The organism is Kitasatospora sp. NPDC029367 (genome assembly GCF_055569135.1).
In genome coordinates, this window is record NZ_JBVHYH010000060.1 from 1 (window position 1) to 25,631 (window position 25,631).

Annotated in this window: 18 protein-coding genes, 1 pseudogene and 1 riboswitch; of the genes and pseudogenes, 4 read left to right on the forward strand and 15 right to left on the reverse strand. The window is 74.6% G+C overall.

Going from position 1 to position 25,631, the window contains the following annotated elements; translation table 11 throughout:
* Positions 1 to 296 precede the first annotated feature (296 nt).
* The 7 genes and pseudogenes from ACZ4W5_RS27400 to ACZ4W5_RS27430 form a co-directional block, all read right to left on the reverse strand.
* Entirely contained in the window at positions 297 to 1,664 is a 1,368-nt protein-coding gene (locus tag ACZ4W5_RS27400) for an NAD(P)/FAD-dependent oxidoreductase (protein WP_465657543.1), read from the reverse strand.
* Between the two features lie 428 nt (positions 1,665 to 2,092).
* A complete protein-coding gene (locus ACZ4W5_RS27405) occupies positions 2,093 to 3,034 on the reverse strand; it encodes a Ppx/GppA phosphatase family protein (protein WP_360231102.1) in 942 nt (313 codons plus the stop codon).
* A gap of 182 nt (positions 3,035 to 3,216) precedes the next feature.
* A pseudogene (locus ACZ4W5_RS27410) lies at positions 3,217 to 3,738 on the reverse strand (DUF501 domain-containing protein); the annotation flags it as partial.
* On the reverse strand, positions 3,710 to 4,192 hold the full coding sequence (locus ACZ4W5_RS27415) for an FtsB family cell division protein (protein WP_360231105.1): 483 nt from the start codon (positions 4,190 to 4,192) through the stop codon (positions 3,710 to 3,712). The pseudogene ACZ4W5_RS27410 and the gene ACZ4W5_RS27415, both read right to left, overlap by 29 nt.
* A 163-nt stretch (positions 4,193 to 4,355) precedes the next feature.
* Positions 4,356 to 5,642: a phosphopyruvate hydratase gene (gene eno, locus ACZ4W5_RS27420; RefSeq protein ID WP_360231108.1), complete on the reverse strand. Its 1,287-nt coding sequence runs from the start codon at positions 5,640 to 5,642 to the stop codon at positions 4,356 to 4,358.
* Between the two features lie 269 nt (positions 5,643 to 5,911).
* Complete coding sequence (locus ACZ4W5_RS27425; RefSeq protein ID WP_465657545.1) at positions 5,912 to 6,694, reverse strand: transglycosylase family protein; 783 nt, start codon at positions 6,692 to 6,694, stop codon at positions 5,912 to 5,914.
* 1 nt (position 6,695) lies between these two features.
* A riboswitch (cyclic di-AMP (ydaO/yuaA leader) is annotated at positions 6,696 to 6,866 on the reverse strand.
* Between the two features lie 210 nt (positions 6,867 to 7,076).
* Positions 7,077 to 8,393 (reverse strand): cytochrome P450 family protein, encoded by a 1,317-nt coding sequence (locus ACZ4W5_RS27430; protein WP_360231114.1) that lies wholly within the window; start codon positions 8,391 to 8,393, stop codon positions 7,077 to 7,079.
* 302 nt (positions 8,394 to 8,695) lie between these two features.
* Here ACZ4W5_RS27430 and ACZ4W5_RS27435 point away from each other — a divergent pair, with 302 nt between their 5' ends.
* Positions 8,696 to 9,121: an SDR family NAD(P)-dependent oxidoreductase gene (locus tag ACZ4W5_RS27435; protein ID WP_465657547.1), complete on the forward strand. Its 426-nt coding sequence runs from the start codon at positions 8,696 to 8,698 to the stop codon at positions 9,119 to 9,121.
* A gap of 10 nt (positions 9,122 to 9,131) precedes the next feature.
* Here the strand turns inward: ACZ4W5_RS27435 and ACZ4W5_RS27440 are convergent, their stop codons facing one another.
* Both ACZ4W5_RS27440 and mfd read right to left on the reverse strand, forming a co-directional pair.
* Entirely contained in the window at positions 9,132 to 10,169 is a 1,038-nt protein-coding gene (locus tag ACZ4W5_RS27440; RefSeq protein ID WP_465657549.1) for a nucleoside triphosphate pyrophosphohydrolase, read from the reverse strand.
* Between the two features lie 132 nt (positions 10,170 to 10,301).
* A complete protein-coding gene (gene mfd, locus ACZ4W5_RS27445; protein ID WP_360231123.1) occupies positions 10,302 to 13,931 on the reverse strand; it encodes a transcription-repair coupling factor in 3,630 nt (1,209 codons plus the stop codon).
* A 590-nt stretch (positions 13,932 to 14,521) separates the two neighbouring features.
* On the opposite strand from mfd, the gene ACZ4W5_RS27450 reads away from it, so the two are divergent.
* Positions 14,522 to 14,644: a hypothetical protein gene (locus ACZ4W5_RS27450; protein ID WP_465657551.1), complete on the forward strand. Its 123-nt coding sequence runs from the start codon at positions 14,522 to 14,524 to the stop codon at positions 14,642 to 14,644.
* Between the two features lie 3 nt (positions 14,645 to 14,647).
* Here the strand turns inward: ACZ4W5_RS27450 and ACZ4W5_RS27455 are convergent, their stop codons facing one another.
* The 5 genes from ACZ4W5_RS27455 to ACZ4W5_RS27475 all read right to left on the reverse strand — a co-directional run bounded on the left by ACZ4W5_RS27455 (position 14,648) and on the right by ACZ4W5_RS27475 (position 22,325).
* Positions 14,648 to 16,063, reverse strand: coding sequence for a hypothetical protein (locus ACZ4W5_RS27455; RefSeq protein WP_465657552.1), 1,416 nt, complete (start codon positions 16,061 to 16,063; stop codon positions 14,648 to 14,650).
* Positions 16,064 to 16,328: 265 nt separating this feature from the next.
* On the reverse strand, positions 16,329 to 18,932 hold the full coding sequence (locus ACZ4W5_RS27460) for an SUKH-4 family immunity protein (RefSeq protein ID WP_465657554.1): 2,604 nt from the start codon (positions 18,930 to 18,932) through the stop codon (positions 16,329 to 16,331).
* Between the two features lie 63 nt (positions 18,933 to 18,995).
* Entirely contained in the window at positions 18,996 to 19,997 is a 1,002-nt protein-coding gene (locus ACZ4W5_RS27465) for an HNH endonuclease (RefSeq protein ID WP_360231306.1), read from the reverse strand.
* Between the two features lie 55 nt (positions 19,998 to 20,052).
* Entirely contained in the window at positions 20,053 to 21,180 is a 1,128-nt protein-coding gene (locus tag ACZ4W5_RS27470) for a DegT/DnrJ/EryC1/StrS family aminotransferase (RefSeq protein ID WP_465657556.1), read from the reverse strand.
* Entirely contained in the window at positions 21,177 to 22,325 is a 1,149-nt protein-coding gene (locus ACZ4W5_RS27475; protein ID WP_465657557.1) for a Gfo/Idh/MocA family protein, read from the reverse strand. The genes ACZ4W5_RS27470 and ACZ4W5_RS27475 overlap by 4 nt, the downstream gene beginning before the upstream one ends.
* 426 nt (positions 22,326 to 22,751) lie before the next feature.
* Between ACZ4W5_RS27475 and ACZ4W5_RS27480 the strand changes: the two genes are divergently transcribed.
* Entirely contained in the window at positions 22,752 to 23,213 is a 462-nt protein-coding gene (locus ACZ4W5_RS27480; protein ID WP_360231138.1) for a YwqJ-related putative deaminase, read from the forward strand.
* 83 nt (positions 23,214 to 23,296) lie between these two features.
* On the forward strand, positions 23,297 to 23,893 hold the full coding sequence (locus ACZ4W5_RS27485) for an SUKH-3 domain-containing protein (RefSeq protein WP_465657589.1): 597 nt from the start codon (positions 23,297 to 23,299) through the stop codon (positions 23,891 to 23,893).
* 108 nt (positions 23,894 to 24,001) lie between these two features.
* Here ACZ4W5_RS27485 and ACZ4W5_RS27490 read toward each other — a convergent pair whose 3' ends face one another.
* A complete protein-coding gene (locus ACZ4W5_RS27490) occupies positions 24,002 to 25,303 on the reverse strand; it encodes a sensor histidine kinase (RefSeq protein ID WP_465657559.1) in 1,302 nt (433 codons plus the stop codon).
* Positions 25,304 to 25,631 lie beyond the last annotated feature (328 nt).

Below are 25,631 nucleotides of genomic sequence, written 5' to 3' on the forward strand. Positions count from 1 at the left end.
CCCCCCCCCCCCCCCCCCCCCCCCCCCCCCCCCCCCCCCCCCCCCCCCCCCCCCCCCCCCCCCCCCCCCCCCCCCCCCCCCCCCCCCCCCCCGGGCCCGCTCCTGCGCACAGCAGAAGCCGCCGCGGGGCACAGCAAGAGCCCCTGCCGGAGGGTTCTCGGCAGGGGCTCCACTACTGCTGTACTCCGCCCGGTCGCACGGCCGGCTGAGCACCACGGAGGTCGTGGTCCGGCGACACTGCCGGGCGGAGGGCCTCCGACTCATACCCCGGCGCTCCCACACCGGGGTCCAGTCGCTTACTTGCTGGCGAGCTCCTTGTCGACGGCCGGCTTGGCGGCCTCGACGGGCTTGGTGGGCGGCGTGACCTCCTGGATCGGAAGCTGCGGGTTCTCCATCTGGGAGAGGCCGACCGCTTCGCGCTTGAGGAACATCGCGAGGGTCCAGTCGGTGAAGACGCGGACCTTGCGGTTGAAGGTCGGGACCATCGCGCCGTGGTACAGGCGGTGGAACCACCAGGCCGGACGGCCCTTGAGCTTGTACTTGCCGAAGAGGATCGCCACGCCCTTGTGCAGGCCGAGACCGGCGACCGCACCCAGGTTCTTGTGCTTGTACTCCTTCTGCGGGAAGCCCCGCATGCCGGAGATCACGTTGTCACCGAGGACGACGGCCTGGCGGCAGGCGTGCTGGGCGTTCGGCGGGCACCAGGCGCCCTCGCCGGCGGCGAGGTCCGGGACCTGGGCGTTGTCGCCGGCGGACCAGACGTAGTCGAAGCCCTGGACCTGGAGGGTCGGCGCCGTGTCGACGTGGCCGCGCGGGCCCAGCGGCAGGCCGAAGTTGGCCAGCACCGGGTTCGGCTTCACGCCGGCCGTCCACACGATGGTGGCGGCGTCCATCTCCAGGCCGTTCTTCAGCACGACGTGGCCGTCGACGCAGGAGTCCATCGAGGTCTCGATGTAGACCTCGATGTCACGCTCCTCGAGCTTCTCCTTGGTCCACAGACCGAGGTCCGGGCCCATCTCGGGGAGGATGCGGTTGGCCGCCTCGACCACGACGAAGCGCATGTCGTCGCGGCTGACGGTCTTGTACAGCTTCGCCGCGTCGCGGGCCATGTCCTCGACCTCGGCGACCGTCTCGATGCCGGCGAAGCCGCCGCCGATGACGACGAAGGTCAGGGCCTTGCGGCGGACCTCCTCGTCCGAGGTGGACTCGGCCTTGTCGAGCTGGGCCATGACGTGGTTGCGGAGGCCGATGGCCTCCTCGACCGTCTTCATGCCGATGCCGTTCTCCGCCAGACCCGGGATCGGGAAGGTGCGGGAGACCGAGCCGGTCGCGACGACCAGGTACTCGAAGGGCAGCTCGTAGCTGTCGCCGGCCGCCGGCTGGATGGTCGCGACCTTGCGGGCGTGGTCGATGCCGGTGACGGACCCGGTCAGCACCTCCGCCTGCTTGAGGGTCTTGCGCAGCGGCGCGACGAGGTTGCGGGGCGCGACGTTGCCGCCGGCCGCCTCGGGGAGGAAGGGCAGGTACGTCATGTACGACCGCGGGTCGACGACCGTGACGGTCGCTTCGCCGTAACGCATCTTCTTGAGGATGCGCATCGCGGCATACAGGCCGACGTAACCACCGCCGACAATGAGGATGCGAGGACGCTCCGTGGTGCTCATATCCGAAAGTATCCAGCACCGTCCGGAGCAGCCTTCGTGAGCCCGGTCACAAGCTCATGGACACCCCGTGCTACACTCCGCGCCCACAAAAACCGGCCCGGCGCACCGGCTCACGACCCTCGACAGCCCCCCGCGAACGTGCGCCGGAGCACTACCCGGCTGAGCAGCAACGATCCGTACAGCGCCCGGGTTCCCGCTCGTGATTTCGATTTTCAAACCTCGGACGAGCCCTGACCTGCGATCCAAGGGGCCGTTCGACCGGAGGGCCTTCGGTCTCACAATTCGGGCGTAGCGGGCCACGGGGTGCGACGAAAGGCTGGATCGCCATGTGAAGAAATTCACGAAGGTTCTCGCACGCACCCGGGCGTGCCCCGGCCCCGGCACCCCGAAAGGGGCGTCGGGGCCGGTGGGGTAAGGCCTGAGGGTGGTCAGGAGGCCGTACTCCAGGCGATGCCGTCCAGGATGTCGTGCTCGCTCACGACCACCTCGGCGGCGCCGGTGCGGTCCATGATCTCCAGCAGTTCCAGCGCGCCCGCCGCGATCACGTCCACCCGGCCCGGGTGCATCGACGGGATGGCCGCGCGCTCGGCGTGGGTGGCGGCCAGCAGCTCGCGGGCGATCTCGGCGACCCGCTCGCGGCTGATCCGGGAGTGGTGGATCCGCTCCGACTGGTACGCGGGCAGGTCCTGGGCGATCGCGGACACCGTGGTGACCGTCCCGGCCAGGCCCACCAGGGTGGCCGCACCGGTCAGCGGGACGACCTCCTCGGCCTTGTCCAGCTCGGCCCGCACGTGCGCCCGGGCCTCGGCGATCTGCTCCTCGGAGGGCAGTTCGGCGCCGCCGAAGTGCCGCTCGGTCAGCCGCACGCAGCCGATGTCCACCGAGCGCGCCGCCTGGACCTCCGCCCCGCCGAGCACGAACTCGGTGGAGCCGCCGCCCAGGTCGAAGACCAGGTAGGGGGCGGGGAACTGCCCGCCGGCCAGCTCCTTGGTGGCACCGACGAAGGACAGGTGCGCCTCCTCCTCGCCGCTCACCACCTCGGGCTCGACGCCCAGGATGTCGCGCACGCCCTTGACGTACTCGTCGCTGTTCTCGGCGTCCCGGGAGGCGCTGGTGGCGACGAAGCGGGTGCGCTCCGGGCCGACGCCGAAGCCCGCGATGACCTCCCGGTACTCCCGGCAGGCGGCGAAGGTGCGCTCCAGCGCGTCCGGGTGCAGCCGGCCGGTGCGGTCGACGCCCTGGCCCAGCCGGTTGATGATCATGCGGCGGTCGAGGTCGGTGATCTCGCCCGTCTCCGGGTCCAGGTCGGCGACCAGCAGCCGGATCGAGTTGGTGCCGCAGTCGATCGCGGCCACCCGGGTCGTGCTCACTCGGACTCCTGCTCCGCCGCCGCGTCCTGCGCCGCCGCGGCTTCCTGACCCGCCGTGGTCTCCTCGGCGGCGCGCTTCTTCGCCGCCCGCTCGGCGGCCTTCTGCTGCTTGGCCGCGATCACGGCCTCGTGGTCCTGGTCCTTGGCGCGGTTGCGGGCGACCCGCTCACCGGCGGCCTGGACCTCGGCCGGGGAGACGCACGGGCCCTTGGCCCACCAGTCCTCCAGCATGCCGATCGCCTCGTCGCCGAGCGGGTTGACGCCCTCTCCGGCCGCCAGCGAGTGGCCGACCAGCACGTGCAGGCACTTCACCCGGTCCGGCATGCCGCCGGCGCTCGGGAAGCCCTCCAGCACCTCGATCGCGTCACGCCGGGCGATGTAGTCCTCGTGCGCCTTCTGGTAGGCGGCGGCCAGCTCCGGGTCCTCGGCGAGCCGGGCCGTCTGATCCTTCATCACACCCTCCGCCTCCAGGGTGCCGATCAGCGAGGCGGCCTTGGGGCAGGTCAGGTAGTACAGCGTCGGGAACGGCGTGCCGTCCGGCAGCCGGGGGGCCGTCTCCACGACGTCGGGGTTGCCGCAGGGGCAGCGGTGCGCCACGCCGCGCAGGCCGCGCGGCACCCGGCCGAGCTGGGCGGCGATGGCCGCGACGTCGGCGTCGGAGACGGCGGGGTGGTTCTCAGTGGTCATGGGGGGTGGGGTCTCCAACGGAGGACGGGGGGAGCGGACGGGGTGCGGCGGGAGCCAGCGCGACGGTGTCGGCGGCGTCCACCGAGTCCCAGATGCTGGTGTACCAGGGCTTGGCGGCCTTCGCCGGGCCGGCGGCCGCGTCGGCGGCGGGAGCGGCCGAACCGGCCGGGGCGGAGGGCTGGGCGGCTGGACCGGCCGGGTCCACCGCGATGTACGGGGTCTCCCCCGGCACCGCGTAGTGCAGCCGGGCGCGGGCCTGCGCCTTGACGTACTCCGGGTCCTGCCAGCGTGCCTTGTCCCGGCGCAGCTGGTCGACCTGCTGGCGCGCGTGGTCGGCCTTCGCCCGCTGGGCGGAGATCTCGGCGCGCTGGGAGATGAACTGCCGCGTCGGGTAGGCCAGGATCGCCACCAGCGAGCAGAGCACCAGGACCAGGACGGTCGCCCGGCTCGTGAACCGAGGCCGGGCCGCCAAGCCCGGGATCCTCCAGCCAGCCATCTCCCGTATCCCCTCCTGGTCGCGACGGTGCCCCGCCGTCCACCCTACGGGGTGAGCGGCGGGGCACCGGTCAGGCGTGCGCTACCGGGGGCCTCGGGCCCCCGGCGGCCGGGCCGGACGTCGCCCGGCCCGGGCGTGCTCAGCCCTCGTGCTTGAACCGCGGGAAGGCGCCGCGGCCGGCGTACTCGGCGGCGTCGTCGAGGATCTCCTCGATGCGCAGCAGCTGGTTGTACTTGGCGACGCGCTCGGAGCGGGCCGGGGCACCGGTCTTGATCTGGCCGCAGTTGGTGGCGACGGCCAGGTCGGCGATGGTGACGTCCTCGGTCTCGCCGGAGCGGTGCGACATCATGCAGCGGTAGCCGTTGCGCTGGGCCAGCTCGACGGCGTCCAGGGTCTCGGTCAGCGAGCCGATCTGGTTCACCTTCACCAGCAGCGCGTTGGCGGTGCCGGTCTCGATGCCCTTGGCCAGGCGGGCCGGGTTGGTGACGAACAGGTCGTCGCCGACCAGCTGGACCTTGTCGCCCAGCTTGACGGTCATGGCCTTCCAGCCGTCCCAGTCCGACTCGTCCAGCGGGTCCTCGATGGAGACCAGCGGGTAGGAGGCGACCAGCTCGGCGTAGTACTCGATGAGCTCGGCGGAGGTCAGCGCCTTGCCCTCGAACTGGTAGGCGCCGTCCTCGTAGAACTCGGAGGCGGCGACGTCCAGGGCGAGCGCGATGTCGCGGCCGGGCACGTAGCCGGCCTTCTGGATGGCCTCGGTGATGAGGTCCAGGGCCTCGCGGTTGCTGTCCAGGTTCGGCGCGAAGCCGCCCTCGTCGCCGAGGCCGGTGGACAGGCCGCGCTCCTTCAGCACGCCCTTGAGGGTGTGGTAGACCTCGACGCCCCAGCGGACGGCCTCGGAGAAGGACTCCGCGCCGATCGGGGCGATCATGAACTCCTGGATGTCGACGTTGGAGTCCGCGTGCGAGCCGCCGTTGAGGATGTTCATCATCGGGACCGGCAGGACGTGCGCGTTCGGGCCGCCCAGGTAGCGGAACAGCGGCAGGTCGCTGGCCTCGGAGGCGGCGTGCGCGACGGCCAGCGAGACGCCCAGGATGGCGTTGGCGCCGAGCGAGGACTTGTCCGGGGTGGCGTCCAGGTCGAGCATGGCCTGGTCGATCAGGCGCTGCTCGGTGGCGTCGTAGCCGACCAGCTCGGGGCCGATCTGCTCGATGACGGCCAGGACGGCCTTCTCCACGCCCTTGCCGAAGTAGCGGTTCTTGTCGCCGTCGCGCAGTTCGAGCGCCTCGAAGGCGCCGGTCGAGGCACCCGACGGAACAGCGGCACGACCCGTGCTGCCGTCGTCGAGGCCGACCTCGACCTCGACCGTGGGGTTGCCGCGGGAGTCGAGGATTTCACGGGCTACGACGACATCGATGGACGGCACGAAGCATCTCCTTGCGGAAGCAGGGTCCGGCTGCGGGTGGTGCCGTCGGCCGGACGATTGCGGAGTCGTTACGACCAGAGCCTAACCGCCCGGGCTCCCGGGGCCACGTCGGCCTGGGCTGCGTCTCACCGTGTGGCCCGGCTACCCACCGGTAGTTCACCTGCTCGTCCCGGCGCGTCCCACCGGGGCGGGCGGACACGGACGTAGGGGGCCGCCGGGCGCGGCCCCCTACCTGTCCAGCGTGTCGTCCGCCGTGGAAGCGGTCCGGCTCAGCCCAGGTGCAGGACCTGGCCGGGCACGATCAGGTCCGGGTTGCCGCCGACCGTGCCGCGGTTGCCGTCGTACAGCGCCTGCCAGCCACCGGACACGCCCTGGGCGGTGGCGATGCCCGACAGGGTGTCGCCGTCCCGGACGGTGTAGTCGTGGCCGGTCGTGGCGGCCGGGGCCTGGGCGGCCCGCGGGGCGGCGTGCTTGGGGGCGTACTGCTGCGCCGACGGGTCGGCGGGCTTCTCGGCCTGCTTCGGCGCGGCGTGCTTCGGCGCGTACTGCTGGACCGGCTTCGACTGGGCGGGCTTCGCGGCGGCCTTGGGGGCCTGCTGCTTGGGCGCCTGCTGCTGGGCCTGCTGCTTCTGCGGCTTGACGTCCGAGGAGGTGTCCACCTCGGCCGGGGCGCCGCCCTTGCTCAGGCCGGCCTTCTTGGAGCAGACCGGCCAGGCGCCGGGGCCCTGCGAGGCGAGGACCTTCTCGGCGACCGCGATCTGCTGCGCCTTGCTGGCCTGGTTGGCCTGCGCCGCGTACGCGGTGCCGCCGTACGCCTTCCAGGTGCTGGGGGTGAACTGGAGGCCGCCGGAGAAGCCGTTGCCGGTGTTGATGCTCCAGTTGCCGCCGCTCTCGCACTGGGCGACGGAGTCCCAGACGGAGGCCGGGGCGGCGGAGGCACCGGTGGCGGTGAGGAGCGGCAGTGCGAGTCCGACGCCGGCCACACCTGCGACGGCGATGGCCTTCTCGGCCTGGGTGCGACGACGATGACGGCCAGTTCCAACGAACAGCATGAAGGTCCCTCTCCGCACGCCTGCGAGGTGAGCTGTCGGGTTCGGACCGGGAGGTGGCCCGGCCGCCGTCTGCGGAATCGATTCCGCGCGGGCGGCTTCACCCCGAGCCGTGGAGGAACGGCAACAAACCTGGTTCCCCCGCCCCTGCCCAGGGTTCTGGTCGGTTTCCCGTGACGCGGCGGGCAGGATTCGGCGTCCCGCGCACGAGGTCCGCAGCTGCGAACTCCACGGAGACTAGACAGATCCTCAGACGAATCACAAGCTCATATCACCGACATCACACCAGAATTACGGCCCGTGTTCGATCGCCTACCAACGGCGGGTCTTTGTCCGGTTTGATGGGCGTTCATACCGCCGTTGGTGGCCGGTTCCGGATGCCTCGTCAGCGTGTCGCCGGCTCAGGAAGGCCGTGCGGCGACCTGAGCTCCGGACTGAATTCGACCGGAAGTTCGCGCAATCCACGCATGATCAGGCCACCCCGCCAGCGCAGATTCTCCGGGCTTTCGGCCAGTCGCAGATCGGGCAGCCGGGAAAGCAGTGTGGCCAGCGCGGACCGCCCCTCCAGCCGGGCCAGCGGGGCGCCGATGCAGTAGTGGATGCCGTGCCCGAACCCCAGGTGGGGGTTGTCGCTCCGGGCCAGGTCGAGGGTGTTCTCGTCCGAGAACCTGGCCGGATCGCGGTCCGCCGCCGCCAGCACCACCAGCACCGGATCCCCGACCGGGATCTCCACCCCGCCGATGGTCAGCGGACGGGTCGCGAACCGCCAGGTCGCCAGCTCCACCGGCCCGTCGTAGCGCAGGAGTTCCTCGATCCCGGTCTCCAGCAGCGCGGTCTCGCCGCGGGCCACCGACTCCTGCAGCAGGGCCCGCTGGCCGGGATTGCGCAGCAGCGCGTACGTGCCGTTGCCGATCAGGTTCACCGTCGTCTCGAACCCGGCGAAGAGGAGGATGAAGGCCATCGCGGCGGCCTCGTTCTCGGTCAGGTGCTCGCCGTGGTCGCTCGCCCGGATCAGGCCGGAGATCAGGTCGTCCCCGAGGTCCGCCCGCTTGCGGTGGATCAGCTCCAGCAGGTACGCCCGCATCCGCTTCACCGCCCGCCCCACACCACCGCGTTGGCCGCCCGCCTGGCCCGGCTTGGTGTGGCGCAGCATCATTCCGGCCCAGTCGCGGAAGTCGTCCTGGTCCTCGGCCGGCACGCCCAGCATGTCGCAGATCGCGTAGATGGGGAGCGGGAACGCGAACTCGTGGATCAGGTCCGCCGAACCGCGCTGCGCGAAGCCGTCGATCAGCCGGTCGGTCAGCTGCTGGACCCGCGGCTCGAACTCGGCCACCCGGCGCGGGGTGAACGCCTTCGCCACCAGGCGGCGCAGCCGGGTGTGGTCCGGCGGGTCGATGTTCAGCAGGTGGGTCATCAGGTCCGCCTGCCGCTCCCCCGGGATGCCCACCCGGCCGGTGCGGTGCGCCTGCTCGCTGTGGTGCGCCGGGTTCTTCGACAGCCGGCTGTCCGCGAGCGCCTGCCGGGCGTCCGCGTAGCGCGTCACCAGCCAGGCCTCCACCCCGCTCGGCAGCTTGGTGCGGTGCACCGGCGCGTGCTCGCGCAGCCAGGCGTAGGCGGGGTACGGGTCGGCGGCGAACTCCCAGGTGAAGAGCTGCGGGTCGGGCTGGGCGGCGGGCTGGGCGCCCTCGGGCTGAGCTGGCATGGGTCGACCGTAACCGCTGGACCGGACGGGCCCGGACCACCGGCGGACGTGCCCCCGCGACCGGCCGGAGGTCACCGCGGCGCGAACCGTCCGTGACCGGCGCGTGAGCGGGGCGCCGACACTCCGTGGACGGCTCGTGGACGCCGGGTGGACAGGCCTTGGCCAGCTCTTGGCCGGGCGGCAGGCGTGAGCCTGGTCACCTGCGGGGTAATCCCTGTTGCGGAGGGTCAGGACGTGCCTACGATCCTCCGAAGTACGCGCGGGCGCCGGTGCGGTGCCGCCCGCAGGGAGGAGCTGGACCAATGACGGTCAGCGGAGCAGTCGTCGTCATCGCGGTACTCGCGGGCGGTTCGGGGGCCGACCTCGCCCGCCGGTTCGCCGCGGCCGATGCCGCCGGGATGCTGATCGCCGACACCCACGTCGGCGTCGCCGAGGACCTCGCCGCCGAACTCGACCGGCCGGGCTGCCCCGTGGTCGGCGTCTCCGGCGACGTCCGCCGGCCCAGCGACGTCGCCGCCCTGGTCGACACCGCCGAGAAGCACTTCGGTCCGATCGACCTCTTCTGCGTGGCGGGCCCGAAGGGCGAGCGGATCGTCTCCCTCGCCGACCTGCCCGCCCACCTCGACCTGGAGCGCCTCGCCGAGCTGGTCGTCCTGATCGGCGAGGCGATCGGCGAGCTCGTCCCGCCGCAGCGGTCCGCCTCGGAGCGCACCGCCACGGCGGCCTGAGCCGCCCCCACTACTCCGGCTTGAGCCCCTCGGCCGCGCGCACCGCCTCCCGGTAGCCGCGCGCGGCCGAGCGCAGCGCCGCGTCCACGTCCACCCCGGCGTCGTGCGCCCGCTGCACCACCGCCAGCAGCAGTCGGCCCACCGACTCCGCGGTCAGCTCCGCCGGCAGCTCGTACGGCTCGTCCGGCACCTGTGCGAAGCCCGCCCGGCGCACCCGGGACACCAGCTTCGCCGCGTACGCCAGCGCCGGCAGCCCGGCCGGGACGCCGTCCAGGACGGACTCCCGGTCCGCCTTCTCGGCCGCCTTCAACTGCTCCCAGTTCGCCTCCACCTCGGCGGCGCCCTCCGCCTCGACGTCCCCGAACACGTGCGGGTGCCGGTACACCAGCTTGTCCACGATGTCCCCGGCCACGTCGTCAACGGTGAACGGCCCGGTCGGGTGCTCCTCGGCGATCCGGGCGTGGAAGAACACCTGCAGCAGGACGTCGCCCAGCTCCTCGCGCAGCGCGTCCCGGTCCCCCTCCTCGATCGCCTCGACCAGCTCGTAGGCCTCCTCGACCAGGTACTTCACCAGGCTCTCGTGGGTCTGCTCGGCGTCCCACGGGCAGCCGCCGGGCGAGCGCAGCCGGTCCATCACCGAGGCGAGGTCCAGCAGCCGCGCACCCGGCAGGTCGTACGAGCCGGGCAGCACCTCGATCTCCGGCACCTCCCCGGCGTGCTCCACCGCGAGCCGGGCCAGCGCGTCCGTCAGCCCCGGGTCCCCGTCCGGGCCGCCCAGCCACACCGTCGGCCCCGCCCCGGTCGGCTGCCCGGTCAGCAGCCGCGCCAGCGCCGGCGCCGACCCGGCCGGCACCACCTCCACCGCCACCCCGGCCTGCCGCACCGCCGCCACCTGCGGATGCCCCTCGTCCGCCACCAGCACCCGCCCGGCCGACCGCAGCGCCTCCCAGGCCGGCCACGCCAGCAGCCCGGGGGCCACCCGGTGGGTGGTGGTCAGCAGGATCAGCTTCGCGCCCGGGGCGTCCGTCGGCACACCATTAGTCGTCACACCTCGAACCTACCCGCCGCGGGCGCCCCGGGCCCCGGCCGGTGCCCGACGGCCGAACGGCGGCCCCGGGCCGGGCCCGGGACCGCCGTGAACCGCTGTGGACCGCCGGGGACCGCTGTGGACCGCCGGGGGCTACTTCTTCGTCCCCGCCAGGTCGTCGAACATCGCCGACAGGAACTCGGTGCACCAACCGAGCAGTTCGCGCCCGACCAGCGGCTTGCCGCCGATCCGGCCGGTGCTCGGCCGGGGCACCAGCAGCTGCCGGGCCGCCGCCTTGACCTGGCTGCGCGGGTAGAGCCGGTTCAGCCGCAACTGCTGGGACTCCCGCAGCTCCACCGGGCCGAAGCGGACGTTGGAGCCCTGGAGGGTGATGTCCGAGATCCCGCAACGGCGGGCGTACAGCCGCAGGCCGGCGACCATCAGCAGGTTCTCGACCGGCTCGGGCAGCTTCCCGTAGCGGTCCGCCAGCTCGTCCCGGACCTGCTGGATGTCCGCCTCCGAGTTGACCGCCGCGATCGAGCGGTAGGCCTGCAGCCGCAGCCGCTCACCGGGGGCGTAGTCGTGCGGCACGTGGGCGTCGACCGGCAGCTCGATCTTCACCTCCAGCGGCTCCTCCTCCGGCTCGCCGCCGTTCGCCAGCGACTCGCGGAACTCGGCCACCGCCTCGCCGACCATCCGCATGTAGAGGTCGAAGCCGACGCCCGCGATGTGCCCGGACTGCTCGCCGCCGAGCAGGTTGCCGGCGCCGCGGATCTCCAGGTCCTTCATGGCGACGTACATACCGGCGCCCATCTCGGTGTGCTGGGCGATGGTGGCCAGCCGCTCGTGGGCCGTCTCGGTGAGCGGCTTCTCCGGCGGGTACAGCATGTACGCGTAGCCGCGCTCGCGCCCGCGCCCGACCCGGCCGCGCAGCTGGTGGAGCTGGGAGAGGCCGAAGGTGTCGCCGCGCTCGACGATCAGGGTGTTGGCGTTGGAGATGTCGATGCCGGACTCCACGATCGTGGTCGACACCAGGACGTCGAACTCCTTCTCCCAGAAGTCGACAACGACCTTCTCCAGCTGGGTCTCCCCCATCTGCCCGTGCGCGGTGGCGATCCGCGCCTCGGGGACGAGGTCCTTGAGCCGGGCGGCCGCCTTGTCGATCGACTCGACCCGGTTGTGGATGTAGAACACCTGGCCCTCGCGCAGGAGTTCACGCCGGATCGCGGCCGAGATCTGCTTCTCGTCGTACGGCCCGACGAAGGTCAGCACCGGGTGCCGCTCCTCCGGCGGGGTGGTGATGGTGGACATCTCGCGGATGCCGGTGACGGCCATCTCCAGGGTGCGCGGGATCGGCGTCGCGGACATCGTGAGCACGTCCACGTTGGCGCGCAGCTTCTTCAACTGCTCCTTGTGCTCGACGCCGAAGCGCTGCTCCTCGTCGACGATGACCAGGCCGAGGTCCTTGAACCTGGTCTCCGAGGAGAACAGCCGGTGGGTGCCGATGACGACGTCCACCGAGCCCTCGAACAGCCCCTCCAGGACGGCCTTGGCCTCGCTGTCGGTCTGGAAGCGGGACAGCGCCTTCACGGTGACCGGGAAGTTGGCATAGCGCTCGGCGAAGGTGGAGAAGTGCTGCTGCACCAGCAGGGTGGTCGGCACCAGCACGGCGACCTGCTTGCCGTCCTGCACCGCCTTGAACGCGGCCCGCACCGCGATCTCGGTCTTGCCGTAGCCGACGTCGCCACAGATCAGCCGGTCCATCGGGACGGACTTCTCCATGTCCGACTTGACCTCGGCGATGGTGGTCAGCTGGTCCGGCGTCTCCGCGTACGGGAAGGCGTCCTCCAGCTCGCGCTGCCACGGGGTGTCGGGGCCGAAGGTGTGGCCGGGGGCGGCCATCCGGGCCGAGTACAGCTTGATCAGGTCCGCGGCGATCTCCCTGACCGCCTTCTTGGCCCGCTGCTTGGTCTTGGCCCAGTCCGCGCCGCCGAGCCGGTGCAGCGTCGGGGCCTCGCCACCGACGTACTTGGTGACCTGGTCCAGCTGGTCGGTCGGCACGAACAGCCGGTCGCCGGGGTGGCCGCGCTTGGCGGGGGCGTACTCCAGCACCAGGTACTCGCGGGTGGCGCCCTGGACGGTGCGCTGCACCATCTCGACGTACCGGCCGACGCCGTGCGCCTCGTGCACCACGTAGTCGCCGGCCGCCAGGGCCAGCGGGTCGATCGCGTTGCGGCGCCGGGACGGCATCCGGCGCATGTCCTTGGTGGAGGACCGCTGGCCGGACAGGTCGGTCTCGGTGATGACGGTGAGCTTGAGCCGCTCGTCGACGAAGCCGTGCTCGATGGACCCGCAGGAGACGTACACGACGTCCCGGGTGGGCGCCTCGGCGAGGTCGGCGACCAGCCGGGCCGGGATGCCCTCGTTGCCGAGCACCTCGGCCAGCCGGGAGGCCGGGCCGTGGCCCTCGGTCACCATGACGACCCGCCAGTCGGCGGCCAGCCGCTCCTTGGCGTCGGCGATCGCCCGGGCGGTGTCGCCCCGGTAGGCCTCGACGGCGTGCATGCCGAGGGTCAGCGTGTTGACGTCGACCTCCAGGATGCCGTCGAGCGTCGACTCGCTGGTCGCGAACGGGCTGACGGACCACCAGGGCAGACCAATCCGGTCGGCGTGCTCGCGCACCTCGGCGAGCGAGCGCAGCGAGGCGGCGGAGACGTCGATGGTCTCCAGGTCGATCGGCCGGTCACCGCCGGCGGCCGCCGCGACCCAGGAGGCCTGGAGGAACTCCTGGCTGGTGGCCACCAGGTCGGCCGCCCTGGTCCGGACCCGCTCCGGGTCGCAGACCACCGTGACCGAGCCGAGCGGCAGCACGTCGAGCAGCAGCTCCATGTCGTCCACCAGCACGGGCGCCAGCGACTCCATGCCCTCGACCGCGATGCCCTCCGCGATCTTGTCCAGGATCTCGGCCAACCCGGGCTGCTGGGCCGACAGTTCGGCGGCCCGGGCGCGCACCTGGTCGGTCAGCAGCAGCTCCCGGCAGGGCGGCGCCCACAGCCCGTGCTCGGCGATCTCCAGCGAGCGCTGGTCGGCGACCTTGAAGTAGCGGATCTCCTCGACCTCATCGCCCCAGAACTCCACCCGCAGCGGGTGCTCCTCGGTCGGCGGGAAGACGTCCAGGATGCCGCCGCGGACGGCGAACTCGCCGCGCTTCTCGACCAGTTCGACCCGGGCGTAGGCGGCCGCGGCGAGCCCGCGGGCGATCTCCTCCAGGTCGTGGGTCTCCCCGCGCCGGACGGCCACCGGCTCCAGCTCGGCCAGCCCCTTCACCTGCGGCTGGAGCACCGAGCGGACCGGGGCGACGATCACCTGCACCGGCCCGGCCGCCGGGTCGTCCGCCCGCGGGTGCACGATCCGGCGCAGTACGGCCAGTCGGCGGCCGACGGTGTCCGAGCGGGGCGACAGCCGCTCGTGCGGCAGGGTCTCCCAGGCGGGGTACTCGGCGACCGCGTCGGCGGGCAGCAGCGAGCGCAGCGAGGCGGCCAGGTCCTCGGCCTCCCGCCCGGTCGCGGTGACGGCCAGCACCGGGCGGCCCCGCTCGCCGGCCGCCCGGGCGGCGAGCGCGCGGGCCAGCGCGGCGACGGCGAACGGCCGGGCCGCGGGCGGTCCGACCAGGTCCAGGTGCCGGCGGCCGCCGGCCGCGGCGCCGGTGGCGGTGGCCGCCTCGATCGCCTCGGCGAGCGCCGCGTCCCGCGCGACGACATCGAGCAGTCCGGTCAGACTCATCTGGGGTCTCTTCTTCGTGCCGTGGCTGGTGCTGCCTCCGGGCGGCGAACGGCCCGCCGGGGCAACGCGAACGGCCCGGCACGCCGAGCGGCCGGGGGTCTCCAGCCTACGCCGCGGCACGGACAGCCACGCGGCGTACGAGCCCGGCGGGGCCGCGCCGCCCGGGCGACCGGCCGCGCGGGGGCCGAGCGGCGGCCCCGGACATCTCTGTCAGGGACATGACCGTAGGCGAACCACTGGACGCAACACCGGCCCGACCGGTGGGCGAACCGCTCGGGCGCCGGCCCGGACCGGGCTCCGCCATCCGCCACGAACTGGACATACTCCTGTCACTGGCCGTCCATGGAGATCGCGCACCATGGTGAATGTGCCCGCCGCACCCAACCGTGGGGGATGGCTGTGGCGGCACTGTCGCACCCCCGATGGGGGTCGGAGGTGCGAGGCCGGGCGACCCTGGGTGGGGGCGCCCGCCCAAGCGCCGGGAACCGTGGCGCCCTTTCCTGGAGGGCGCCACGGGTCTCGGCCTCATCCGTCTCTCCCGCGGCGCGCGGGCTCCCGGCCGATCCGGCCCGGCCGGCCTCTGATTCGCCGTGCCGGCCGGCTACCTACGGCAGCTGACCGACCGCAACGCACAGGCCCCGACCGCCCAGCGGGAGGCGGTCAGGGCCCAGGACGCCAAGCTCACCCGGCAGACCGCGGGCGAGGGCGGTTGAGGACTACTTGCGGCGGTAGGACACCGTGTTGGGGGGTGCGTAACCGGCGCCGTCGTCCACGATGATGATCTTCGGGATGATCCGGGTCTCGTCCGCGCCCTCGGCGCCCTCGGCCGCCGCCACACCGTCCACGGGCACCGCCGGCGGCGCGGCCGGCTTCGGCGGCACCGCGGCCGGGACGACCGGACCGGTCACCACCGGGGCGGCGACACCCTCGGGCTCCGCATCGGTGGCCTCGACGTCGGCGGGCTCGGCGTCGGCGGGCTCGGCGTCGGCGGGCCTGACGCCGGTGGCCCTGGCCGCCACGCCGCCACCGACCACCGGCTGCCGCAGCAGCGCCGTCGCGCCGGGCCGCGCACCGGCGGGAGCCTCGGCCGGGCCGTCGGCCGGGGCCGCGGCGCTGCGCAGGTCCGGCAGCGGGATCTCCCCGGTGTCCGCCTCCGAATCGACCGTCGCCGTGTCCGCCACCGCGTCCACCGGTCCGGCCGCCGCAGCCGCGGCGGCCCCGGCGGCGGCCGCGGCCAGCTGCTCGGGCTCGATCTGCCCGACCGCCGCGCCGGTGAGCGAGGCCAGCGTCGCCTTGATGTGGTCCAGGTGCTGCTGCACCGTCTCCAGCCGGGCGTCGAAGGCCTGCTGCTCGCGCTCGCTCTCCGCGTTGATCTTCTCGGCCTCCCGGCGGGCCTGCTCGACCAGCTGGTCGGCCTTGGCCTGGGCGTCGGTCTCCAGCTGCTTGATCCGGTTCAGCACCGTCTCCCGGTGCTGCTCGGCCTCCTTGACCCGGCGCTCGGCCGTCGCGGAGACCTCGGCGTCCTCGGCGTCGGCCTGGGCCTGGGCCGCGGCGAAGGTCTCGTCGGCCTTGCGGCGCCTGGCGGCCAGCTCGGCCTCGGCCTGCTCGCTGGCCTCGGCGGCGGCCACCCGGACCTTGGCGGCGTAGGCGGTGGCGCCGTCCCGGGCGGCGCGGCTCTCCCGGTCGGCTTCGGCGCGGATGCCCTCGGCCTCGGCGCGGGTGCGCTCCTCGGTGCGGCGGGCGGCGGCGTCGGCCTCGGCGCGGACGGTGGCGGCGTACTCCTTGGCGGCCTGCTCGGCCGCCTGGCCGGCCTCGTACACCTCGTCCCGCAGGTCCTCGGCGTAGCGCTCGGCCTTCTCCTTGACGGCGCGGGCCTCGTTCCGGGCCATCTCGGCCAGTCCGGCGGCCTGCTCGCTGAGCACCTCGTAGTCCGGCTCCGGGGCCTCCTCGGCGGCCCGGCGGATGTCGTCGAGCCTGGTCTCCATCTGCCGGATCCCGGCTCCCAGGACGCTCAGCCGCTCCCAGGCCTCGTCACGTTGTGCGGTCAGGGCGGCCAGCGCCCGGTCGACCTGCTCGGGCGCGTAGCCGCGCCGGGCCTGGGTGAAGCCGTACTGGGGGACGGCGTCGCTCATGGGCTCTTCCCCTCGTTTCGCGGGCTGCGGAGCCCATGATCGGACGGACTGGACGGATCCGGAACCGGTTCGGAGACCGGGGCCGGATCCGGTCGTCGTGCGGACCGGAAAGCGTCGAGGACGGGACGAATAGACCCATCCTCTTGACCTATTTTGCGCAGATCCGGACGAAACCCCAACGAGGCACAGCTGCCGGGGCACGCCGAAGGGGTCGTTCCGGACACCGGAACGACCCCTCCCACCTGCGGGGATCCGCGACGGTCCGCTACAGCAGACCGTCCCAGAACTGCTCCAGCAGCACCGCCCACCAGGTGTCCGCGGTCTGCAGGGCCGCCGGGTCGATCGCGGCGAGCTGGGCCTGGAAGTCGGTCGTCCAGCGACCGGCCTGCTCCGGCGTCAGCCCGTACCGCAGACGCCACATCCGGCCCAGCAGGGCCAGCGCGCGGACGAACTCCGGTACACCGGTGTTGACGAAGCGCGGCGGCTGGCCGGTTCCGTCGACGTCCACGGCGACCACGTTCGCGGTGCCGTACTGGACGCACAGCTGCCGGCCGTAGTCGTTGCCGAGCACCAGGTAGCCGCCGAAGTCCGGGCCCTGCGGCAGGCCGCGCTCGGCGGCCAGCTCGGCCAGCGTCGGGATCGGCCGGCCCTCCTGCGCCTGGGCCCAGAAGAACGGCCCGAAGTCGCGCGGCAGCCCGGCCCACACCAGCGTCTGCGACACCGGCTCCGGCACGCCCTGGCGGGAGACGGCGCGCTGCTCGTAGCGGAACAGGTTCTGGCCGAAGGCCGTCCCCAGCTCCTGGGCGAGCTGCTGGGGCGGCAGCGGGGGCAGCGCCTGGACCGTCCCCGGCGCGGGCGGCGGCACCCGGAACGGGCGGACCCGCTGGGCACCGGAGGCCAGCTGGTGCAGCTCGTCCAGGTGGTCAAGCAGCTCGGCCATCCCGGCCTGCCGGGAGGCGTGGTCACGGCCGTACGGGGCGGTGTGGGTCAGCCGCACGTTCGGCCAGGAGGCCGCGATCATGCGGTTGCAGTAGCCGCCGGGCAGGTCGCAGGACTCCAGCTCGGTGTAGAGCTCCAGCACCTGCTCCGGCGGCACGTTCAGCCGCCGCAGGTCCTGGAGGATCTTCCACTCCGGGTGCGGGGTGCCCGGCTCGCTGCGGTGCAGCAGCTTCTGCTCCGAGCCGTCCGGGCCCCGGTAGCTGAGCGCGGCGAAGTAGCCCGGGCCGACCGCGGGCACCCCGGGCGGCACCGGCGCACCCTGCGGCGGGCCGGTGACCGGGGTCGGCGGGACGACGCCGGGCGCGGCACCCGCGTTCGGGTAGCCGTACCCCGCGGCGGGCGCGGCCGGAGCCGCCGGGCCACCGGGCGGCGGCGGGACGGCCGGGCCGCCGGACGGCGGGGTGCCAGGGTCCGCCGGGCCGCCGAGCAGTGCCGGGTCGATCGCGCTCGCCAGCTGGGTCGCCTCGTACGCCACGCCGGCGGCGGCCGGAGCGGGCCCGCCCTGCGGCGCGGGAGCCGGGGCGTCACCGGAGCGCAGGCCCGCCGGCGGCGGGGGCGGCGGGGTCGAACCGCCCGAGCGGCCGCCCGGACCGGCGGCGGGCGCGCCCGACCCAGGGGTCTGCCGCAGCTCGGCGGGCGGGGGCGGCGGCGGGGCGGAGCCGGGGTTGCGGCCCAGCCCGCCCGCGCCGGCGGCACCGGACGGTCCGCCCGGAGCTCCGCGCAGCGCGGCCGGCGGCGGGGGCGGCGGGGCCGAACCCGGGTTGCGGCCGAGGCCGCCGCCCTGGGCCGGCGGGGCGGACGGCGGCGCGGCCGGGCCGGGGGCGCCGGGCAGGCCGGCCAGCCCGCCGGGCGAGGCCAGCATGGTGGGCGCCTGCTCCACCGGGGCGGCGGGCGGGGCCGCCGGGGCACCGGGCAGGCCCATCAGGCCCGGCACGGCGTCCGGCGACGCGAGCAGCGTCGGCGCCGGCTCGGCGGCCGGGGCGGGCACCGGGGCCGGCGGGGCGACGGGCGGCGCGGCCGGGGCCGGGGCGGCTGGGGCCTGGGCGGCCGGGGCCGGGGCGGCCGGGGCCGGGGCACCGACCGGCGGGACCGGCGGCAGGCCGGGGCCGCCGCCCGGGGGCATCAGCATGGTCGCGGCCTCGGCCCCGGCCGGAGCGGGCGCCTCGGGCAGGTCCGAACCGGAGGTGCGCAGGCCCTCCGGCATCAGCACGGTCGCCGCCTCGGCCGCGACCGGCGCGGGCGGCGCGGCCGGCGGCGTCGGGGCGCTCGGCGGCAGCGGGGCGGCGAACGGGTCCTCGCCGGGCGGCGGCGCGAGCATCGTCGGCGCGTCCCCGGCGGGCCGCTCGGAGACCGGGGGTTCGGTCAGCACGGCGGGCGCGGCGACCGGCGCGGCAGCCGCAGCCGGAGCCGAGGCCGGAGCCGGAGCCGGAGCCGGGGCCGCGGCGCCCCCCAGCTTCTCGGCCTCCGCCGCGATCGCCGCCGCCCCCGCCTCCTGCAGCCACTGCGGCGGGCTGAGCAGGAAGGAGGTCGCCTCCACCGGCCCCGGCGCGGGCTTCGCCGCCCCGGCCGGGTTGGCCGCGACCGGCCGCCCGTACACCTCCTCGAACTGCCGGACCACCTCGTTGACGGGCAGCGCGGGCCACAGCGTGCTGGCGCCCGAGTCGCGGGCGATCACCAGCCGCGCCCCGCCCGCACCGGCCCCGCCGTCGGCACCGGCGGCGGGCCCGCCCGCCGTGTCCGCGGGCGACACCGCCCAGCAGACGAAGCCGAGGTCGAACTCCCGGACCCGCACCTCGCGCTGCTGCCCGTGCGGCACCCCGCCGTTGACCCACTCCTCGGCGAGCTCCTGCGCCTGCGCGTACGTCACCACGCCCGGTTCACCCCTGTCCCCGTCGTCCTCACTCGTTCCCTCAACGCCGTTCCCGCGACCACGTCAGTCCACCGGGACGGCCCGGGCGAACCCGCCGTCCACCATCAGCTCCGCGACCGTCTCCAGCTCCGGCGGGCTGCCGGCCAGCCGCAGCAGGAAGGCGTCGAAGTCGTCCCCGCAGGGCAGCAGCAGCCGGGCGCAGCGCTCCTCGGGGGCCTCCGGCCCGCCGGAGTCCCGGGCGTCGTCGTACAGGTGGAACCAGACCGAGCCGATCCGGTCGCCGCGCACCTTGAGCGCGATCAGGCCGCCCTGCGCGTAGGCGATGCCCAGGTAGTCCTTGGTGAGGTGGTCGCGCAGGCACTTGTTGGCGTAGACGACGTCCTCGGTGCCGTACTCCTCGGTGAGGGTGAGGAACGGCTGGTCGAGCAGCATGCCGAGCTCGGTGTCCAGCGCGACGCCGACCGGGCCGCGGCCGCCGCCGAGCTTGAGGAAGGTGCGGTAGGCGCCGGGCAGCCGGTAGCCGAGGCGCTCCTCGGCGCGCTGCACCAGGTCCTCGGGGACGCCGATCGGATCGCCGCCGTCCTTGGCCAGCGAGAAGTGGACGGGCCGGCGCTCCTGCAGCGGGCGGGTGCCCCGGCGGGAGTGGTCGGCGGGCGAGACGGCCAGGCCGCCGTGGTGCCGCAGCAGGGCCTTGACCTCGACCGGGACGAGCTCCATCCGGCGCCAGCCGGGGGCGGCCCGGCCGACCGCGTGGTGCCAGGTCCAGCCGGGCGGGGTAGCCACGGCGGTCTCCAGGTCGGCCCAGAGCGGGTGGCCCTGGGTGAACAGCGCGGCGTTGGCCGAGACGTAGTCGGTCAGCCGCAGTTCGTCCACGCCGAAGCCCTCCGGCGGGTCGGCGACCTCGGCCGCCGCGGCGGCGTACGGACCGAAGTCCGGGTAGCCGGCCTCGTCCACCCGGACCCCGGCCGGGTGCCGCTCGGCACGGACCGGATCCGGGAACTGCACCACCTGACCTGCGTACGCCGCGTTCGGTGCGGCGGCGACGCCGGGCCGACCTGTCGTCATCTGGGAGCCCCCACTGGCTGCTGCAAAATGCTCGGTGCGCTTGCTGGGCATCAGCCTATTGGGTCACCCGGCCGGACGAACCCCCCGCACCCAGGGCCCGCTCCAGGACCTCCACGACCCGTACCTGCTGGGCCTCCGTGAGGTGCGGGTGCAGCGGCAGGCTGAGCAGTTCGCCGGCCGCCCGTTCGGCGACCGGGAAGGCGCCCGCGCGGTACCCGAGCGGGCGGAACGCGGGCTGCAGGTGCACCGGGACGGGGTAGTGCACCCCGGCGCCGATGCCGGCCCCGTGCAGCGCGGCGAGCACGGCGTCGCGGCCGCGGGCGATCCGCACCGGGTAGAGGTGGCGGACGTGGACGTTGCCGGGCGCGGTGCCCGGCCGGGTGACGCCGGGCAGCCCGTCGAGCAGCCGGTCGTAGCGGGCCGCGGCGGCACGGCGGGCGGCGTTCCAGTCGGGCAGCCGACGCAGTTTGGCCCGCAGCACGACGGCTTGCAGGGCGTCCATCCGGGAGTTGAAGCCGAACCGCTCGTGCCGGTACTTGTCGCGGGCGCCGTGGTCGCCGATCAGCCGTACGGCGGCGGCGAGTTCGTCGTCGTCGGTGAGCACCGCCCCGGCGTCGCCGTAGCCGCCGAGGTTCTTGCCCGGGTAGAAGCTGGTCGCCGCGATCCGCCCGTGGGCGCCGCGCCCGTGGCGCCGGGCGCCCTGGGACTGGGCCGCGTCCTCCACCACCGGGCGGCCGTCGGCGAGTTCCAGCAGCACCTCCACCGGCGCGCACTGGCCGAACAGGTGGACGGGGAGCAGCGCCACCGCCCCGGGCAGCGCGGCGGCGACCCGCTCCGGGTCGATCAGCAGGTGCTCCGGGTCGACGTCGACCGGCACCGGGCGCAGTCCGGCCCGCTGCACCGCCTCGGCGGTGGCGACGAAGGTGTTGGCGGGCAGCACCACCCCGCCGCCGGGCGGCAGGTCCAGGGCGCGCAGGGCCAGTTCCAGGGCGTCGGTGCCGTTGGCGGCGCCCACGCAGTGCCGGACGCCCGTGAAGGCGGCGTACTCCCGCTCGAAGGCGGCCACTTCGGGGCCCTTGACGAAGGCGCCGCTCGCCAGCACCCGGTCGAAGCCGGCCCGCACCTCGGCCTCGACCTCGGCGTGCGCGGCGGCCAGGTCGACCAGCGGGACCGCGTCGCTCACCGGACCGCCGCCCGGTCCCCGGTCCCCACCGGTACGGTGACGCCGCCGAGTTCGAGGCTGAGCGAGGCCGCCTCCAGCAGTTCCAGCACCCGCACCCCGGCCCGCCCGTCGGTGAGCGGGGCCCGGCCCTCGACGACGGCGGCCGCGAACTCGGCCATCACGTTGCGCAGGGCCTCCTGTTCGACCAGCGCGGGCGCGACCATCTCGCCGACCCGGTAGGAGATCAGCGCCCGGTGCCGGATGGCGTCGGTGAGCTGGTCGGGCGGGGTGAGGTCGACCCCGCGGTCGTGCACGGCCAGCCGGGCCTGGGGGTTGAGGTCGTCCCAGACCAGGGTGCGCCGGGAGCCGCCGATCAGGGTGGTGCGGACCTTCGTCGGGGAGAGCCAGTTGACGTGGCAGTGCGCCAGCGCGCCGTTGCTGAGCCGCACCGTCAGGTAGGCGACACAGGCCCGGCCGGCGCCGATCGGATCGGCGCCCTGGGCGCAGACGCCGACCGGCACGACCCCGGGCGGCAGGACGAAGTCCAGGACGGACAGGTCGTGCGGGGCGAGGTCCCACAGCACGTCGACGTCCGGCTGGACCAGGCCGAGGTTGATCCGCACCGAGTCGAAGAACTGGACGTCCCCGATCTCCCCGCCGTGCACCAGCTCCCGGATCCGGCGGACCACCGGGGTGTAGCAGAAGGTGTGGTCGCACATCAGCACCAGCCCGGCGGCCTCGGCCAGTTCGACCAGTTCGGCGGCCTCGGCGGAGGAGGTGGTGATCGGCTTCTCCACCAGCACGTGCTTGCCCGCCTCCAGCGCGGCCCGCACCAGCGGGTAGTGGGCGCCCGCCGGGGTGGCCACCGCGACGGCGTCGACCCGTTCGTCCGCCAGCACCCGCTCGTACCGGCCGGTCGCCCCGACGGTGCTGTACTCCCCCAGTACGGTACGGGCCTTGGCCTCGTCCAGGTCGCACAGCCAGTGCAGCCGCAGCGCCGGGGTGTGCTGGGCGTTGCGGACCAGCTTCGGCCCCCAGTAGCCGGCCCCGACCACCGCGAGGCCGACCGGTCGCTCCGGCACCGGCCGGGGCGGCTCGCCCGGGGTGGGCACGTGGCCGCCGGGCGCCTGATTGGCCGTCCCGTCCGTCCACCGCTTCGACGTCATCGCTCGGGCCCCCTCACTGGAGGGTCCGGCAGGACCCTCCCTGGCTCCGGCGCCGGGGCGCGACGGCGCCCGCCCCGGCGGCCTCAACGTCCGGCGCGGGCACCGGAGTCGGCCCGGCCCGTCCGTGTCCGCACGGCCGGGCCCGGGCCCTCCTGGGCTCGCTGCCGGAACCGTACCGGGCGGGGCCGGGGCCGGGGGGCGGTTTCGGTAGATCGGCGGACAAGTCATGACGGCGGTGTGCGGTTCCGGCCGGTGGGCGGCCAGGATGCGGGTGGGACGGGTGCCCGACCGGCCGGTGGCCGCACGGGTGTTCGGTCCGCCCCGCACCCCGGTTGTGCGGTTGTCGGTGTCAAATGACAGGCTTGCCCCGGGACCGACCGGAGCCAACGGGAACCGGACCGCCAGGAACGAGGAGGAGGACACCGCATGACCACCGGTGAGCCGGCGGGCCCGCCCGTGCTGCGCCACCACCGCGACAGCCTGCTGCCCGCCGTCGCCGCCGCGCTGTCGCTCAAGGGCGGCGAGGTGCACACCCTGGCGGGCGCCAAGGACGACCGGCGCCCGGTCCTGCACCCGCTGGTCGGCGAGTTCCTGGACACCTTGCCGGTCGAGGCCCGCGAGCGGTTCACCGGCCGCTGCCCGGAGGCCGTCCTGCTCTCCCAGTACCTGACCACCGTGGACGGGAAGCGCTCCAAGCGCGCCGCCCGCAAGCCGATGAGCCTGCACGAAGCCCGCAAGGCGCTCAAGGGCTCCCGGATGACGACGCTGCGGATCCGCGAGGAGGGCGACCCGGCACACGGCACCCACGCCCCGCCGTGCCGTTCCTGCGCACCGATGCTGGAGCACTTCACGGTGCAGAGCGTCGCCGTCGGGCCGCCGGCGCACTGAGCGTCCGCACGCCGGACGCCCACGCCCGCCCGCCTCCCGTACGCCCCTCGTACGCCCCCTGTCCCCGAGCCCCGGAGCACGCCCTGAATCCGCCCAGCCCGCCCCCGCCCTCGCCGGCCACCCTCGTCCCGGGCACCCTCGCCCCGGGCACCCCGCGCCCGGCGGGCCCCACCGGGCGGGCCCGCCCGCGCTTCCCCGCCGACGTCGCCGCCGAACTCAAGGCGGCCGGCTGGCACCCCGGCCGCTGGCAGATCCAGCAGGCCGAGGAGTGGGCCGACGCCCTGGTCGGGCACGGCGGTCCCGGCGGCGTCCCGCACGCGGTGTTCCCGGCGGCCGTGGAGGCCTGGGCCGAGTTCGGCGGCCTCGCCTTCGACCTCGCCGGCCCCGGCCGCCAGTTGGCCCGCACCCCGTTCCTGATCGACCCGATGTGCGGGCTGCACCAGCCGCGCACCCTGTTCGACCTCGGCCGGGCGCTGGGCAGCCGGCTCGCCCCGCTCGGCGAGGAGGCGTACGGGCAGGCGCTGCTGGCCGTCGACGAGGAGGCCCGGGTCTACAGCCTGGACCACGCCGGCGAGTGGTTCCTCGGCCACGGCATCGACCAGGCGATCAGCACCCTGGTGCTGGGCACCGCCCCGGAACGGCTGCGCACCGCCGAGGAGTACGGCCGCGCGTACGGCTAGCAGCCGCCCCCGCCGGGCCAGGATCCGCTCTCTCCAGGCCCGGGGCGGTCCTCACCGGGCCAGGATTCCGCTCTCACCGAGCCCGGGTCGGTCCTCACCGGGCTGACGTCAGTCCTCGCCGGGCCGCGCGGCGCCCGCCCGGCCGAGCCGGTCCCCGCGGACGGCCAGCCGGGACGGCAGCACCGCCTCCACCCGGAAGCCGCCGTCCGCCTCCGGCCCGGAGGAGAAGGTGCCGCCCAGCGCGATCACCCGCTCCCGCATCCCGACCAGCCCGTTGCCCCCGCTGGGCAGTTGCGCCGCCCCGCGCTCCCCGCCCGGGCAGGCGTTCACCACGCTGACCCGCACCCCGTTCGGCGCGTACGCCAGCAGCACCGACACCTGCGCCCCGCCCGCGTGCTTGTGGGCGTTGGTCAGCCCCTCCTGGACGACCCGGTAGGCGGTCTGCTCGGCCTCACCGGTGAACTCCTGCCGACTGCCGCTGACGGTCAGCGTCACGGCCATCCCGGCCGCGCGGGACTGGTCGACCAGCCGGGGCAGCCCGGCCAGCGAGTCCGGCTCCTGGGGCCGCTCGTCGTCCATCCGCAGCACGCCGAGGATCTCGCGCAGCTCGTTCAGCGCCTGCCGGCCCACCTCGCCCATCAGCCTGGCGCTCTGCGCGGCCTTCTCCGGATCCTTGACGGCTATTCGCTCCAGCGCCCCGGCGTGCACCACCATCAGCGAGACCCGGTGGGCGACCACGTCGTGCATCTCCCGGGCGATCCGGGTGCGCTCCTCCAACCGGGCCCGGCGGGCGCGCTCCTGCGCCTGCTCGGCCAGCAGGTCCAGTTCGGTCTCCAGGCCGTGCGCACGGTCCTTGAGCGACTCGATCAGCCGCCGCCGCGCCCCCACGTACAGTCCGGTCACCACCGGGGCGACGGTCAGTCCGACCGCGACCAGCAGCGACAGCACGACCAGGCCCCACAGCGGAGTCCGCTCCGCCGCCACCGAGTCGTCCGGGGTCATCACCTGGAACGCCATCACGGCGCCGGCCTCGGCGAAGGCCAGTCCGGACAGCGCCACCACCCGGCGGCGCCGGGAGGGCCACTCCCAGGTCTCCGCCAGCGTGTACAGCGACACCACCAGCAGCAGCACGCCCAGCATCGCGGGCAGCACCAGCAGGGTCGCCACCACCGGCACGGCCGGCCACCGCCGGCGCACCACCAGCGAACCGCCGGCCAGCGTGCCGAGCAGGGCGATCCCGACCGCGCCGAGGGCGCTCACGTGCATCCGGGCGGAGAAGAAGGCGATCGTGCTGGCCGAGCACTCGACCGCGGCGAGCAGCGCCAGCCCGATGTCGAGGAGGGCGCTGCGCCGCCGCTTCCACCACCAGAACGACCGGACCGGCACGCGCTCCCCAGGCGACTTGCTCATGCGTGACAGATTAAGCCGTGTCCGACGATCCCCGCCGGGCGCCCGGCACCTGGGCACGCACCTCGCTGCGTTGTCGTCGGTCGCCGATGCTCCGCATGGACTCCCTCCTCCGCCTTGCGATGCACGCACCCAGACACCGCGCGCTGATCCGACGCGGATCGTCGGACACGGCTTGAGCCGCAACCCCTCCCCTTCCCCACCCGGATTGCCCGGTACACCCCCGACCCCCCTCAAGTGGTCCAGACCACAGGTGGTTCTCGGCAGCCCTGTCCGCCATCCGGCCACCTCGCGGACAGCGACCGCCCCGACACCTATGCTGGTCGCGTCG